The 14,430-nt window shown below is 46.3% G+C and carries 14 protein-coding genes; 6 read left to right on the top strand and 8 right to left on the bottom strand.

Going from position 1 to position 14,430, the window contains the following annotated elements:
- Positions 1 to 159: 159 nt before the first annotated feature.
- The 3 genes from BM049_RS04235 to BM049_RS04245 all read right to left on the bottom strand — a co-directional run bounded on the left by BM049_RS04235 (position 160) and on the right by BM049_RS04245 (position 3,716).
- Positions 160 to 1,068 (bottom strand): diacylglycerol/lipid kinase family protein, encoded by a 909-nt coding sequence (locus BM049_RS04235; protein ID WP_091528926.1) that lies wholly within the window; start codon positions 1,066 to 1,068, stop codon positions 160 to 162.
- Between the two features lie 125 nt (positions 1,069 to 1,193).
- Entirely contained in the window at positions 1,194 to 2,630 is a 1,437-nt protein-coding gene (locus tag BM049_RS04240) for a glycoside hydrolase family 1 protein (protein WP_091528928.1), read from the bottom strand.
- 135 nt (positions 2,631 to 2,765) lie between these two features.
- The gene (locus BM049_RS04245; RefSeq protein ID WP_091528929.1) at positions 2,766 to 3,716 is read right to left on the bottom strand and encodes a 2-keto-3-deoxygluconate permease; all 951 of its coding nucleotides are present in this window, start codon (positions 3,714 to 3,716) and stop codon (positions 2,766 to 2,768) included.
- Positions 3,717 to 3,957: 241 nt separating this feature from the next.
- Here BM049_RS04245 and BM049_RS04250 point away from each other — a divergent pair, with 241 nt between their 5' ends.
- Complete coding sequence (locus tag BM049_RS04250; protein ID WP_091528931.1) at positions 3,958 to 4,410, top strand: flavodoxin; 453 nt, start codon at positions 3,958 to 3,960, stop codon at positions 4,408 to 4,410.
- A 186-nt stretch (positions 4,411 to 4,596) separates the two neighbouring features.
- Positions 4,597 to 5,442, top strand: a complete 846-nt coding sequence (locus tag BM049_RS04255; protein WP_091528933.1) for an aldo/keto reductase — start codon at positions 4,597 to 4,599, stop codon at positions 5,440 to 5,442.
- A 74-nt stretch (positions 5,443 to 5,516) separates the two neighbouring features.
- Here BM049_RS04255 and BM049_RS04260 read toward each other — a convergent pair whose 3' ends face one another.
- Positions 5,517 to 6,059, bottom strand: coding sequence for a TetR/AcrR family transcriptional regulator (locus BM049_RS04260; RefSeq protein WP_091528934.1), 543 nt, complete (start codon positions 6,057 to 6,059; stop codon positions 5,517 to 5,519).
- Between the two features lie 307 nt (positions 6,060 to 6,366).
- Here BM049_RS04260 and BM049_RS04265 point away from each other — a divergent pair, with 307 nt between their 5' ends.
- Both BM049_RS04265 and BM049_RS04270 read left to right on the top strand, forming a co-directional pair.
- Positions 6,367 to 7,605: an aminopeptidase gene (locus BM049_RS04265; RefSeq protein ID WP_091528936.1), complete on the top strand. Its 1,239-nt coding sequence runs from the start codon at positions 6,367 to 6,369 to the stop codon at positions 7,603 to 7,605.
- 430 nt (positions 7,606 to 8,035) lie between these two features.
- Positions 8,036 to 8,386: an ASCH domain-containing protein gene (locus tag BM049_RS04270; RefSeq protein ID WP_091528938.1), complete on the top strand. Its 351-nt coding sequence runs from the start codon at positions 8,036 to 8,038 to the stop codon at positions 8,384 to 8,386.
- Between the two features lie 38 nt (positions 8,387 to 8,424).
- Here BM049_RS04270 and BM049_RS04275 read toward each other — a convergent pair whose 3' ends face one another.
- A complete protein-coding gene (locus tag BM049_RS04275) occupies positions 8,425 to 8,991 on the bottom strand; it encodes a GNAT family N-acetyltransferase (RefSeq protein ID WP_091528940.1) in 567 nt (188 codons plus the stop codon).
- 498 nt (positions 8,992 to 9,489) lie between these two features.
- Here BM049_RS04275 and BM049_RS04280 point away from each other — a divergent pair, with 498 nt between their 5' ends.
- Entirely contained in the window at positions 9,490 to 10,287 is a 798-nt protein-coding gene (locus BM049_RS04280; protein WP_091528942.1) for an aldo/keto reductase, read from the top strand.
- A gap of 93 nt (positions 10,288 to 10,380) precedes the next feature.
- Here BM049_RS04280 and BM049_RS04285 read toward each other — a convergent pair whose 3' ends face one another.
- Both BM049_RS04285 and BM049_RS04290 read right to left on the bottom strand, forming a co-directional pair.
- Positions 10,381 to 11,166, bottom strand: a complete 786-nt coding sequence (locus BM049_RS04285) for an alpha/beta hydrolase (protein WP_091528943.1) — start codon at positions 11,164 to 11,166, stop codon at positions 10,381 to 10,383.
- 12 nt (positions 11,167 to 11,178) lie between these two features.
- A complete protein-coding gene (locus tag BM049_RS04290) occupies positions 11,179 to 11,589 on the bottom strand; it encodes an OsmC family protein (RefSeq protein WP_091528945.1) in 411 nt (136 codons plus the stop codon).
- A gap of 675 nt (positions 11,590 to 12,264) precedes the next feature.
- Here BM049_RS04290 and BM049_RS04295 point away from each other — a divergent pair.
- Entirely contained in the window at positions 12,265 to 12,474 is a 210-nt protein-coding gene (locus BM049_RS04295) for a DUF308 domain-containing protein (protein WP_091528947.1), read from the top strand.
- A 76-nt stretch (positions 12,475 to 12,550) separates the two neighbouring features.
- Here BM049_RS04295 and BM049_RS04300 read toward each other — a convergent pair whose 3' ends face one another.
- Positions 12,551 to 14,344 carry a glycoside hydrolase family 3 protein gene (locus BM049_RS04300; RefSeq protein WP_245751855.1) on the bottom strand — a complete coding sequence of 598 codons (1,794 nt, stop codon included), beginning with the start codon at positions 14,342 to 14,344 and terminating at the stop codon, positions 12,551 to 12,553.
- Positions 14,345 to 14,430: the final 86 nt, after the last annotated feature.

Consider the following 14,430-nt stretch of genomic DNA (forward strand, 5'->3'; position numbering starts at 1 on the left):
GCATAGGGGGCAACGCTTATTCAATTGAGGAAATAGGTTTGATTTTTCTTTGAACAGTGAATTTTAATAAGAGGACGGTCCGTCTGGTAAGAAAGCCACTTCAGGAACCAGGGCCGGGTTTTAAGCCACTCCCTAGTTCTCACCTTGAGTATACTCCCTTTAATCCGCCTTGTCAGGTACAAAGACTTCCATATGCTGCTTAAATACTTTTAAATCGATCGGCAAATAATCCCCCTCGTCCCCGTCGACATTGGTTATGAGGGATTCGTACTTTTTCTCATCAGTAAGGGAGATCTCAGCCTCGGTAAACTTGCGGTAAAAGACTTCATCGTCTTCCGGGATTTTTCCGGAAAAAATCTTGGGAACGAGATTCACTTGCTGAGCTAGATTGTCTGCTTTGACTGCCAGGAGATGCAGATAGCCGTCGTCTTCGCTGGCCTCCGGGATCATGGTCGGAATACCGGCCACGGAATTGGTCAAAGCGATAACTACTAAAAAGGAATTCACTTCTGATACTTCCCCTTCGATATCGAACTGGAACGGGTAAACTTCCTTTTCAGACAAGGCTTTCAACCCTTCCATGATATAGGCAAAGGGACCCAGCTTGGTTTTTTCTTCCACCGGAACGGAATGAACGGCCTCGGGGATCGACCCGATGGCCACGATATCGACAAAGTATTTCTGGTTGATCTTTCCGATATCGATGGCTTTCTTCCGGCGGTTCGTCAACTGTTTCACAGCCTTATCCGGATTCATCGGGATGCCCAAAACGCGCCCCAGGTCATTGACGGTACCCAATGGGATAAAGCCGAACGGCGGGCGATGCTCTTCTGGCGCGATGCCGTTGATACATTCGTTGACCGTGCCGTCTCCCCCTAAAGCATAGATCGCATCCACGTGCGCGCGAGCGGCTTCCCGGGCAAAGTCGGTGGCGTCGCCTTCTTTTTCCGTCCATCTCAGCTCCACTTCGTCATAAAGTTTTTCAAGTTCAGTCTGTACTTTCGGACCATACTCTTCTCCCTCGGCCCGCCCGCTTGACGGATTCACGATCACTACTGCTTTAGTCATATCATCAATCTCCTTTATGTAAACGTCCTTTTACTCTTACTATTTTACTGTAAAGTCTGTCGATATGCGAAAAAATGGTCTCGAGCCCCCCGAGACCATTTCCTTTCTTCTATCATAAACCTTTATTAAAGTTCCTGACCGTTTGTTTCGATCACTTTTTTGTACCAGAAGTAACTGTCCTTCTTGTAGCGTTTGAGCTCTTTTTCGTCCAGTTCTTCGCGGTCCACATACACGAAACCGTAACGCTTCTGATAGCCGTTCAACCAGCTCAACAGATCCGTATAGCTCCACGTGCAGTAACCTAAGACCTCGACACCGTCAGTGATCGCTTCCTGGATCGCCCTGACATGGTTTCTCAAGAAGTCGATGCGGTAATCATCGTGGACACTACCGTCTTCTTCCAGGTCATCATAAGCACCCAGTCCGTTTTCCGTAATTAAAATAGGCAGCTGGTAACGGCTGTTGATACGGCGCATGGCCACACGCAGGCCGGTCGGATCGATGTCCCAGTCCCAGTCCGTTTTTTCAATGAACGGGTTTTCGGCAGATTTATAAAGGCCCGGTACACCGCTCGCTTCACTGGTTCCTTTTTTCCCGGACGTGTTCATTTTGCCCGCGCCGACACCGTCTATAGGATTCGCTTCCACAGTGGCTGTCTGATAATAATTGAGACCCATAAAATCCGGTTTGCCGGCTTTCAGCAGTTCCGTATCGCCCGGTTTGATCTCAGGAGCCAGATCGTGGCGCTCCAGATATTTCCAGACCACAGATGGATACTCGCCCCGGACATAAATATCCATCCATAAATGAGCATTAAACTCTTCATTGTTCTCGGCAGCCAGCTGGTTTAAAGGATGACTGTTCAAGGCATACGTCGGACCATAGGCGAAACTCGGACCGATCTGCCCTTTTATGCCCAGTTCTCTGAAGCGCTTGATGACTGAGGCATTGGCCAGATGGGCGATATGGTTGGCCGCATACATGCGTTTTTCATCCGTGACGTTCGGTGGATGGGCCGCCATCCGGTAGCCCAGCATGATGAAGATGTTCTGCTCATTCAAGCTGACCCAGTAATTCACCTTGTCGTTGTAGCGTTTGAACAGGATCTCGGCATAACGTGTAAAGTCCTCAATGACCTGACGGCTTTCCCAGCCCTGATATTTATCCTGCAAGGCCTGCGGAATATCCCAGTGATACAAAGTGACAACAGGTTCGATGTCGTATTTTAAAAGCTCATCGATAAGGCTGTCGTAAAACTCGAGACCTTTTTCATTGACTTCTCCGTCACCATCCGGAATGATCCGTGACCAGGCGATCGAAAAGCGGTAAGCTTTCAGCCCCTGTTCCGCCATCAGTTTGACGTCTTCTTTATAGCGGTGATAATGGTCGACCGCCACTTCACCGGTCGTTCCTTTAAAGGTCTTTCCCGGGATCTTGACGAATCGGTCCCAGACGGACTCCCCTTTACCGTCTTCACTCATTGCCCCTTCGACTTGATAGGCAGCTGATGCAGATCCCCATAAAAAGTCTTTCGGGAAGGCATCGTGTTCTTTATGAAACATTGACTCACTCCTTGATCTGATTATTGTTTCTAAATATATAAAACCGTATACATTTCCTAATACCAGACAGGATTTGTCCAGTAAAACATTCCGGATCCCTTCCAAAGAGGTGGGATCCGAAAGCTGTTGTCATGCTTACAATCGATTGGTCTTCTTATTCATCCTGCGTGCGACTCTGGCGATAATGATCGGCATACCGACACTCGTCAGGACTGAAACAAGAAGAACCTGGGTCGTTGCCCCTGACACATATTGTTCGACCTGCGGGAATGTAGCGGCCACAATTGCAGGAGATGATGTCGATAGACCTGCCACAGTCATCAAAGCCATTCCATATAACCCGTCGTTTTTCAGGATGTTTTTATCCAGAATGATCAGGGTCGACATGGTCAGAATGAAAAAGACTGTCAGCAGCACGCCGGGCAAGCCCGAACGGATCGCTTCGATCAGATTGACGCCCTGACCGACATTCCAGCCGAGAAATGGCAGGATCGCACTCACCCCGGGGGCGAATAATTCTGTGAAATCCTCGTCCAGGTTCCCAAGGATCACTCCCAGGATCAAAGGGATCAGGATAGAAAACACCGGGGTCAGATCGATAGCTGAGCCTCCGCCAGAATAGAGCAGACTGTACAGAATGATCGGCAGTACAGGCAGACTCAGTACCCCGAACAAACCGTATGCACCCGTATCCAGTTTTGTGCCGTAACTTTTTGCAGTGAGCAGGTAAATCGCTGTATTGACGCTGGTGATCGTGGAGGCAAATGCCAGTCCACTGACTCCTAAGATACCGTCCTGCCCAAATAAGAGGATATATCCCCATGCCAGAAGCATACTGAAGACCGCTTTATAAAGAAACAGGATCCCCTGTCGCTTGATAAGATCACCCAGCTGCTTGACATCGATCAGTGTACCTGAGAAAAAGGTCAGGATGGCTGCGATAAAGCCGACACTCTGGCCAGAAAACAGCGCTTGTGTCAATCCCCCGATCATAAACAGATTCGGCCAGATCGTGTACGTGATCATACTCAAAATGAGCGGCACTAAAAACGTTCCTGCCGGTATGCGGCGGATTTTTGCTAACATAAAACATTCTCCTATACTTTGTTTGTTCTACAATGAACGTCTGTCGTCACATTAAGTAAAACCTTCTATATCTACTAGTATACCTGTTTTCATCAGCTAATTACACCATAATTATCTTAATCCCCCCGATTGTATCTGTGTCCTCCGTTGAATCTTAACCGTTTAAATGGTATTCTTTTTTAGACAAGCTTTATACGAAAATGAGCAGTTATATTATATAGAGAAAGAAGGATATCAAGCTATGCCTAGTGTAATGATCGTTTATGCAAGTCTGACAGGAAATACCGAAGAATGCGCGGAGATATTAGAAGAAGCTTTTCAGGAACTGGGAGCCGAAGTCGAACTCGTCGAAAGTGTCTTTGCTGATCCGGAGGACTTTAAAAATGCCGACATCACAGTCGTTGGTACTTACACCTATGGGACGGATGCAGATTTGCCGGATGAAATCGTTGATTTCTATGAAGAACTCGAGGATGTCGATTTAACAGGAAAGATTTACGGTAATTTTGGGTCAGGCGATACGTTTTATGAAAAGTACTGTAAATCAGTCGATGACTTTGACGAGCAGTTTGAAAAGACGGGGGCCACAAAAGGCGCCGAAAACGTAAAAGTGAACTTGAATCCTGAAGAGGAAGACATTGAGAACCTCAAGGCATTTGCAGCTAAACTGATTCGTGCTTTCGAAGATCAGTAGGGTCAGGTCAATATAATAGAAAGATGAGCAGTGAATGATGGATACTTGTCACCGGCAACTTTGCAGTGATGAGTGACAACTCCCTCTTTCGCTGCTTTTTTTTAAGTACTTATATTGGCACTCGCTTTCTTGTTTCGCTATACTTTTTACAGAGATAAAAATACAGTGGAAAGTGGGAATGCATACATGTCATTAACAGACGGGTATCAAATGAACAACGGTCTGACGATCCCGAAAGTCGGTTTCGGCACCTGGCAGGCCAAAGACAATGAAGCCAAACAGTCCGTCCTTTGGGCACTGGAAGCGGGTTACCGTCATATCGACACAGCACAAGGCTATAACAATGAAGAAGAAGTCGGTGAAGCCATCAAAGAGAGTGGTGTGCCGCGGGAAGAAATCTTCCTGACGACCAAGCTGCACAACAAGAAACACGGCTACGACAACACAGTTGAAGCGCTGAACGATTCTCTGCGCAAACTGGATACGGATTACCTCGATCTCGTTCTGATCCACTGGCCGAACCCAAAGTATTTCCGTGACAACTGGAAAGAAGCGAATGCGGAAAGCTGGAAAGCGATGGAAGAATTTGTGGCCGCTGGCAAGATCAAAACACTTGGTGTCTCCAACTTCCTGCCTCACCATCTGGACGCCTTGCTTGAAACGGCGAATATCAAACCGGCAGTCAATCAGATCCTGCTCAATCCAAGTGAGATGCAGCCAGACGTTGTGGCATACAACACTGAGCACGACATCATCAACGAAGCCTACAGTCCGTTGGGGACAGGCAAGATATTCGATATCGACGAACTGAAGGAGCTGGCTGAAAAGTACGATAAGACCGTTGCCCAGCTGGTCCTGCGCTGGAGTCTTCAGCATGACTTCCTGCCGCTTCCTAAAACAGTGACCAAAGAGCGGGTCTTTGAGAATGCGGACATTTTTGATTTTGAAATCAATGCAGACGATATGAAGGTCATCGACGGCATGACTGGACGAGCCGGTTCCGCCACTGATCCAGATACTATTTCTTTCTAATAGGACAAGCAGCAAAAAGACTTGACTAAAAGGTTTCATACCTCTTAGTCAAGTCTTCTTTCATTTTAGCATCCTCAAGCTATTTTGGATTGTTTCCAGGCAGCGAGAGAATGTGTCACGATGTGTTCCGCCTTTTCGTTGATCGTCTGCTCATCGTACTCAAGCTGACCCTGGGCGGTAAGCACGGCCGTTCCGTGGATCGACGGCCAGATAATATCCAGAAAGGCTCTTCTTTCCTCATGATCCTCGAGTTCTTCCATATCGTTCATCAGCTGATTCAGAGAATCAAGTGCACAGGCATGTAACGCCCGGACAGGATAGTCTCTTCCCATAAAAAGTGCACAGAACAGCGTGGCTTCTTTCTTGGCGAAATGGATATAATTGGCACAGACACTTACGAGATCGATCTTGTCCTTGGTCCCTTTGAAAACCTCTTGCCGAATGTTCTCTTTTACGTATTCGAGCAGATTTTCTCTCAAGTGATCCATACTATCGAATTCTTTATAGATGGGCTGCGTCGAAGCATTCAAGTATTCTGCAATGCGCCGAGCGGTAAAGTTCTGAAACCCTTCATCTTTCATTAGTTCTAAAGCGGCCTCCAAAATATGTTCTTTCAAAATTCTCCTTTTTCGTGGCAAACCCTTCACTCCCCTGCTAATATATTAGTATTATAACAATACCTATTTAGCGGTTTGCATATAAGTATAACACGTTTAACATATACTGGGAAGGGGTCTGAAACATGTTAACATAATAACTTCTGTCCGTTTTGAAAACTGACAGGATTTAGTAAAAATCAAACATAACTGATAATTTTGTCCGTCTGCCAAACCCAAAGATCAGACGATAATGGTTTTTGGATTGTGACATCCTGTCATCTGTGCTAATATTATAAAGTAATGATAAATTGTAGGAGGAAAATTAATGGTCTTACCAAATTTTGAAGAGAATCTTAAGAAATATGCTGAGTTGCTTGTATCAACGGGTGTGAATGTTTCTGACGGACATACCGTTGTATTGAGCGTTGATGTCGATCAGGCTCCCCTGGCCCGTCTGATCACTGAAGCCGCTTATCAGAGAGGCGCGAAAGAAGTGATCGTCAAGTGGACGGACGATCAGGTCACCCGTTCCACGTTCAAACATGCATCGGAAGAGGTCGTGGCTACAGTCGAACAGTATAAAGTCGACGAATCTCTAGATCACATTGAAAAAGGTGCCAGCCGCATCAGTGTCCGTTCATCTGATCCCGATTCATTGAAGGGACTGGACAGCAAGAAAATCGCTGCTGCTCAAAAAGCAAGAGGCAAAGCCTTCTCAGCGATGCGTAAAGCCACACAAGCCAATAAAGTCAGCTGGGTCGTTGCCGCAGCTTCCGGAGAAAAATGGGCAGAGAAAGTCTTCCCTGAACTGGATACGGCTGAAGAACGTGTCGACGCTTTGTGGGATGCTATTTTCAAAGCGATCCATTTGTATGACGAAGACCCGGTTTCGACTTGGGAAAACAAAGACAATACACTGGAATCTAAAGCTGATGAGTTGAACAAAGAACAATTCGTTGCGCTGCATTACACTGCTCCAGGAACTGACCTGACAGTCGGCCTGCCAAAAGGTCACCGCTGGGAAGGTGCCGGAAGCTTGAACGCGCGCGGCGAACGTTTCATGGCCAACATGCCTACTGAAGAAGTCTTCAGCGCACCGGATGCCAACCGTGTTGACGGAGTCGTTGTATCGACCAAACCTTTGAGCTATGCCGGAAACATCATCGAAGGCATGGAGTTCCACTTCAAAGACGGTAAAGTCGTTGACGTTAAAGCTGAAAAAGGTGAAGATGTCATCAAGGAACTGATCAAAACCGACGAAGGTGCTGCACGTTTAGGTGAAGTGGCTTTAGTTCCTGATGCTTCCCCTATCTCCCAGTCTGGCCTGACATTCTTTAATACACTATTCGATGAGAATGCTTCGAACCACCTGGCATTAGGGTCTGCTTACGCCTTCAACCTGGAAGGCGGAACAGAAATGTCTGAAGACGAACTGAAAGCAGCCGGCTTGAACCGCTCTGACGTTCACGTCGACTTTATGATCGGTTCCGACCAGATGGACATCGACGGTATCCGTGAAGACGGCACCCGTGTCCCAGTCTTCCGTAAAGGCGCCTGGGCATAAGAAAAGAAATGTAATTTAAGTTCGGTTGACACTCATGAAAAATAGCAAATATAGCCTGAATGAGCATACTGCGCAATGGCTATATTTGTCTTTTTTCATGAAGGTGTCAAACTTAAATTACTAGACAAGAATAAGGTCGCGAATCTCATTACAATCGATTCGTACTGCGGTTCTACGTCATAAATGACTAGAACCTCACCAAAAAGCAATTTAAGTTCGATTGACACTCATGAAAAATTGCTGTCCCCCTAGCCAGTACCAGGGGAGCAAAGCGACCGTGGTTTCCTTATTGTCCAGTCAAAATTAAATGACTGGACAAGATTAGAGTCGCGAATCTCATTCCATTCGATTTGTACTAGAACTCTAAATATTAATAATAAAAAAATCCCCTGGCTTCTTTAGGGGATTTTTTTGTGAAAGGATAATCTATATGCATTATTTTATGGGGATTTATGACCATCCCTTTGAATTAGTGGCCTCCGGGAAGAAGACCGTAGAGGTGCGGCTGTTTGACAGAAAGCGCCGTAAACTCAAAACGGGTGATCTGATCACGTTCAACAAGCTGACCAATCCACTGGAAGATGTGACGGTCCGGATCAAGGATCTGACCCGCTTCCCTACGTTCAAAGAACTGTACGAAGCGATTCCTGCAAAGGCTGTGGGAGCAGAAGGTTCTTCGCTTGAGAAGATGCTGGAAAAAACCCATACGATCTACTCCCCTGAAAAAGAACAAGAGTGGGGTACGATCGCTATCACCATCGAAAAGCATGACACTGACTGATCAACAAAAGCTGCCTTCGCGGGCAGCTTTTTTGCATTTCATTCGGCTGTTTTTGCTATGATATCGGGTTCGAACCTTTCCGGTTTGATCCTGTTGATGATTGGCTTTATATCCGTCAGCAGGGTCTTGAAGCTTTCTTTGTCAAACGCGTTTTTACTGCACAAGAGCTCATACTTCTTCCCGCCATATGCCAGATCATATCCTGTTTCATGAAAACCATTCTCTTCATAAAATTCTTTTTTCTTTTCGCGATGCGCTTCGAGAGGGTCAGTCTGAGCCATTTCTTCCAAGTCCAGTACGATCTGCTGGTGCGGGTAATAGTCTTTGATCGCATTCAATAGTTGTCTGCCGTAGCCTTTTGACGACTGCTTTTCAGTGACCGCAAAGAAAAAGATATACGCACTGCCTGGATTCTTAGCTATAAGATAAAACCCTATAAAGGTCTCCCCCTCTTTGACTGCCAGAAAATCGAAGGTCAGCGACCTGGAAAGCGCCAGCAGCTTGGTGAAAGCGATCCTCTCTTTTGTGGGAAAAGCTTCTTTATTGAGTCGTTTCATTCTTCGGATGTCTTTATTTTCCAAATGGGCGATGGGGGTGACGTCCATGATTTTGCCTCCTTGATTGAATGATTGCAGAAAATCTCAAACTCATAATGGGGCTCACTGGTTTTCTATTTTTCGATCGTCTGCCGGGCTTTTTTCTTATCTTTATGAGTTTGCGCTTATTTCCCGCAGATGTCAAACGTATCGAAAAGCCCTCGTTGTGCTAGCTCTTTAAACTCATATTACAGCAGGTTGGGTACTTATACGAGTAGTGTGTCACTTTAATACAGATGATCAGGTCAATAATTTCGAGCCCTTTAATCCGTCATTTCGCGCCCCGATTCGTATGATCAGCTGGAACTTTCTCCCGACTTAGTCACCTGCCTCCTGATCCTTGACCTACCTAGCCTCTACGCTTTTGACCGAATCATTCTTTGAAGGTCATTTGATTTTAAGAGACTCATTTTCATCTGACTCTCTTGCTTAGGTCTAAAACTTTGAAAACTGTTACCGTTTTCATTAAAATTAAACTATTCAACTACGCAAGGAGGACAATAGACAATGGGCAAATCATTTACCGATTCTTATCAATTAAATGATGACAAGACGATTCCTGTGATGGGGTTCGGGACGGCCGGTCTGAAAGGACAGAAAGCCGAACGGTCCGTCGCCTACGCACTGGAACTGGGGTATCGTTTGGTCGATACATCTCCCAATTACGGCAATGAAGCGGACGTAGGCAAAGGGATCCAAACCGCACTCAAACGCTCGATCAGACGGGAGGACTTGTTCGTGCTGACTAAAGTGGAGCGTGAAGATATGAGCGCGGATGGGGTGAGAACATCCTTGGAGGAAAGTCTTGCGAGACTGAACCTCGACTACCTTGATTTACTGATCATTCATGCGCCTGACGATGAAGACCCTGTCAATATAGATACCTGGAAAGGATTGGAAGCTGTTCTTGAGACCGGAAAAGTCAGATCCATCGGGGTATCCAACTTTACACCGGATAATCTGGGGCCTTTACTGGAAAATGCGGCGGTCAAGCCTGTGATCAATCAGGTCAAATTCGCGCCGGGAACGGTCGATTGGGAAACGAAAGCGTACTGTGAAAGCCGGTCCATTTTCATCATGGCTTATTCGCCAATCAAAAAAGGAAAGCTTGACAGTGACGTGATCAGAAAACTGGCGAAAAAGTATAAAAAAACACCCGAACAGATCGCCCTGCGCTGGACGATCGAAGCCGGTACGATCCCTATTCCCCGTTCCGGCAACAAAGATCATATCAAAGAGAATGCCGATCTCTTCAACTTTTCATTAACAGAAAACGAAATCAAGGCGGTCAATGAGTTGAGTTAAGTAATAAGCCGGTCCCATTTAATCGGGAACCGGCTTTTTCTCTGTTTTTTTGTTTGTTTTACTGGTCATGTGACGTTCTACTTTTTAGAAGCTTTACTTTCCATAGATCCATTCGAGCGCCTGTCTGATCGTCATTTCCCAGAATTTCCAGTTATGCTCGCCCGGCGCTTCGATGTAATCATGCGCAATGCCCTCTTTTTCCAGCCACTCATGCAGGAGTCGGTTTTCTTTGTAGAGAAAATCTTCTGTGCCGATGGCCAGGAACAGGTCCGGTCTTGTTTCGGCATGCCTGATCACTTCATAAATATCCAGTGTATCATCCATTTCCCCGAACACGTCACCTTGAATGATATATCTCAGTTTCGTGTTGACGGCATTCTCTTCGGACAGATCGTGTACCTGATCGTTTTTGTGCAGGACGCTGCTAGATAAACCGATAATTTTACCAAAGGTCTTATTGTACAGATAGCCGTTTCTCAACGCCCCGTAACCGCCCATAGACAGACCCCCGATAAAGGTGTCCTCACGTCTGGTTGAAAGTGGGAACAGGTTACGCGTGACATTGACTAGTTCTTCGCCAATAAATTGACCATAGTTCGAACCATCGACATGATCGACGTAGAAACTGTTCTCGCCGGCCGGCATGATGACGGCCAGATTGTACTGGTCAGCCAGCTTGACGATAGTGGAATTGATGATCCAGTCTTCGTGGTTGCCATTCCAGCCGTTGAGCAGATACAGTGTCCGGAACCCTTCCGGCTTGACTTCTGCCTTCGTTTCATAGTCATAGAGAGACTTGGTGGACGTCGGGATGACAGCTTGGAACGTCACGTTGCGCTGCAGCTGTTCGGATTGAAAGGTTGTTGTCAGTGTCGCCATTGATTCAGCTCCTTATTTTTTAGGATCTGGGACATCTTCGCCGTTCAGGACGACTTTATAGCTCAAGTCGGCATTAAGGGAATTGGCCACAGAACAGTATTTCTGATCGCTCAACTTGACGGCACGCCACACACGGCTTGCCGGGATGTCTCCGTCTATATTGATCGTTATAGCGACTGATTTAAAGTATTTAGGTGCTTCGTCATTGCGTTCGCCGTCCGTGTCGATCTCAAGGCGTTTGATTTTATCCGCATAAGGTTTCAGGACCATCACGATATCGATGCCCATGCATCCAGCCAGGCCGCCCAGCACAGATTCCATCGGAGACACCCCGTCACCGTTTGGATCCAGGTGCATCGTCTTGCCCCTCGGATTCGTCATCGTGTAGGCCATGTCGCCTTCCCATTTTGTTGATACTTTCATCTCTAACCACTCCATTCTAAAGTAATGATTACTTACTCAAGTATAGCATACGCTACACTCTACTTGCATAACTAAAACTCTTTAGTCTTGGCTGGCAAAAGAGGCTCGTGTGACTATAGAATCATAGAAAGAAGCAGTTCTTCTATACTGAAAAAGAAATCAGGCTGTTCAAGGCTGTTCATACTCGCCCGCTGGCGAGTATGGTCCTTCTAGACGTGTTAACCTTTTTTTGCGGATAGAAAATCTGTCCCTACATCCAGTATTAGTTCATTCATGCCGCTGTTCGACACTTTGAAATCTCTTCTATCTCGCTAAGTGTCGAATACAGGGAAGTTCGGTCAGTAGACGGCGAATGTATCCATCTAAGTGTCGAAGGTGGTATGGGTTCGGTAGGTTAAAAAGTCGAAACAACAGCTAGTTACCGAACTTGGCAACATTCGGTAACTAGCTGATTAAATCTAATTTAAAAGTGTCGAATATGCACGAACTTCGGCAGTTAGGATCAAAGCTGCTGACTCAACTTACCGAATACCTGTCTCTTCGGCACTTAGGAAACAACGTGATCATCCTAACTACCGAATCAGAAAAAAATGAATCGAGCAGTCTTCTTTTGTTCGTAATTTTCCAGTTAATCTGATATTGTTATACTAGTGAACTTTTAGAAAGGAGATTTTTATGGGAAACAACAGTTTATCAAAAACAAAAGGCATGTGGCTGGGTATTATCGGTATCTTTGCGGCTGTCTTGGGTTACTTCACTTTCCAGATGCCCCTGGGCTTTCTTGCCATCGTGTTAGGGATCATCGGTCTGGCTTCACCTCAAAAAACACTTAACTGGATCGCTATCGTTCTCGGTACCATCGTCCTTGTGTTAGGTATTATATAATTCGTATCCTTCAGAAAAGAAGCCCCGCAAGGTCAGTGCAATACTGATTTGCGGGGCTCCTTCTTATTTTATCGAATTATTTAGCGTAAGTGCTTGTACGCCAGATTTTGGTATCGAATAAGTCACAGTATACATCGACTGAGCTTACGCCTTTGAATTCTGTTTCGCCGGCCAGTTTCTTAACTAACTCTTCCATCGTGACTTCCATGCCGTCATAGGTGTTGATGTATGTGCCAACTTGTGGAACGTCAGCCAAATCGAATGGATTCTGAACGGAAACGAACAGAGTCGGAACTTCGTGAACGTAGAACGGGATGTCCGGTGTGCCTTTTGAAGCCGGCCATACGGTACGCTGGATGGTTCCACCGCTGTTGACGTCAGAAACGTTGATGATCAGGTCATAGTTTTCTGTGAGTTTGGAGATCGGCTGTTTCTGAGCATAAACGTTCGCAATGGCTCCGGCACGTTCGCTTTCAGGCAGTTTCATGATACGCTCTTCCGTATTTTCCCAGATCGATACCTCATGCCCGCGTGCTTCAAGCAATTTCTTCAGGTGATCATGCGCTTTTGGCTTGTTGCCGGCGATCATGGCACCGAATCCGCCCGTCAGCCCTTGAACAGGAACGAGTAAAATGCGTTTGTACCGTTCAGGTGTTACCGGGAACAGGTCTTTCTGCTCATCTTTGACCAGTGTGATCGCTTTGTCAGCCACTTCGCGAACGACAGCCTGGCTTTCTTCTGTGTTGATCAGGCTTAGTGCTTCATCTTTCGGCTTCATGATCTCTTCGCGCTTGCCTTCATAGTTGTGCAGGCCAAGTTTCGCTTTCAGTCCTAACGTACGGCGCAGGGCGTCATGCAGACGTTCGTCAGACAAGAGTCCGTTTTCGTAGCCTTCTTTCATCCACTGGAAGTCTTCATCCGGATCGTTGAAGAACAGGAACAAGTCACAGCCTGCTTCGATCGCTGTCGGGACCATTTCACGACGCGGCATAGCAGCAGTCATACCGACCATGTGTGAAGCATCAGTAACGATCGCGCCGTTGTAGCCTAATTTGTCGCGCAGCAGTTCGGTTAATAATGTTTTGTTCAATGATGCAGGCAGGAAGTCTTTCTCATCACGTTCAGGGTGCAGCGCTTTTTCGTATTCAGGCAAGTGGATGTGTCCAGCCATGATACCTGGAAGTCCTGCGTCTGATAATTCTTTATAGATGCGGCCGAACGTTGCATCCCACTCTTCAACGCCCATCGGGTTGCTTGCATAGGACAAGTGATGGTCGCGTTCGTCGATGCCGTCTCCCGGGAAGTGCTTGGCAAAAGGCATAATGCCGTATTCCATGATCCCGCGCATGTATTCTTTTGAATAATCGATGGTCTGCTGAACATCAGCACCCCATGTACGGTTTGAGATGATCGGGTTTCTCCAGTTGCGCGTCAAGTCAACGATCGGTGCAAAGGATGCGTTACACCCAACAGCTGATGCTTCGATTCCTGAGATACGTCCCAATTCGTAAGCGTAATTGACGTCGTTGGTTGCAGCAACTTTAACTTCGTCCCCAACTTTGGTTCCATCAGTGACTGCACCGTCTCCGCCTGCTTCAGTGTTTGCTGCGATCAGCAATGGAATATCACTTTTTGTCTGTAAAATTTTGTTCTGATCGTAAACCTCTGATGCTTTTCCTTTGTTATAACGAACGGCTGCGATGTGATAGTCGTTCATCACTCCAGTCAAGTATTCCTCTGAGCGCTCAGCACCCATATTTACGAATAACTGTCCGATTTTTTCATCCAGTGACATGTTGGCAATGGTATCTTCTACCCACTTGACGCCCTTGTCATCCAGATTAAATGGTTTCGCTTTCAAATTGACCACTAAAATTCCTCCATTCAAATATTGTTCATCTTTACTCATATACTAGTATATCAGATAACGCTTCATTTAACAAAGGATTTCAGCAA

Origin of the sequence: Alkalibacterium subtropicum (genome assembly GCF_900112455.1) — a bacterium.
Lineage (GTDB): Bacteria > Bacillota > Bacilli > Lactobacillales > Carnobacteriaceae_A > Alkalibacterium > Alkalibacterium subtropicum.

What these genes read in the sequence shown, in the direction of transcription:
- BM049_RS04270 (WP_091528938.1), top strand. Translation starts at nt 8,036, where the DNA reads ATGCATTATTTTATGGGGATTTATGACCATCCCTTTGAATTAGTGGCC.
- BM049_RS04285 (WP_091528943.1), bottom strand. Translation starts at nt 11,166, where the DNA reads ATGGCGACACTGACAACAACCTTTCAATCCGAACAGCTGCAGCGCAAC.
- BM049_RS04255 (WP_091528933.1), top strand. Translation starts at nt 4,597, where the DNA reads ATGTCATTAACAGACGGGTATCAAATGAACAACGGTCTGACGATCCCG.
- BM049_RS04265 (WP_091528936.1), top strand. Translation starts at nt 6,367, where the DNA reads ATGGTCTTACCAAATTTTGAAGAGAATCTTAAGAAATATGCTGAGTTG.
- BM049_RS04290 (WP_091528945.1), bottom strand. Translation starts at nt 11,589, where the DNA reads ATGAAAGTATCAACAAAATGGGAAGGCGACATGGCCTACACGATGACG.
- BM049_RS04280 (WP_091528942.1), top strand. Translation starts at nt 9,490, where the DNA reads ATGGGCAAATCATTTACCGATTCTTATCAATTAAATGATGACAAGACG.
- BM049_RS04250 (WP_091528931.1), top strand. Translation starts at nt 3,958, where the DNA reads ATGCCTAGTGTAATGATCGTTTATGCAAGTCTGACAGGAAATACCGAA.
- BM049_RS04275 (WP_091528940.1), bottom strand. Translation starts at nt 8,991, where the DNA reads ATGGACGTCACCCCCATCGCCCATTTGGAAAATAAAGACATCCGAAGA.
- BM049_RS04235 (WP_091528926.1), bottom strand. Translation starts at nt 1,068, where the DNA reads ATGACTAAAGCAGTAGTGATCGTGAATCCGTCAAGCGGGCGGGCCGAG.
- BM049_RS04240 (WP_091528928.1), bottom strand. Translation starts at nt 2,630, where the DNA reads ATGTTTCATAAAGAACACGATGCCTTCCCGAAAGACTTTTTATGGGGA.
- BM049_RS04245 (WP_091528929.1), bottom strand. Translation starts at nt 3,716, where the DNA reads ATGTTAGCAAAAATCCGCCGCATACCGGCAGGAACGTTTTTAGTGCCG.
- BM049_RS04295 (WP_091528947.1), top strand. Translation starts at nt 12,265, where the DNA reads ATGGGAAACAACAGTTTATCAAAAACAAAAGGCATGTGGCTGGGTATT.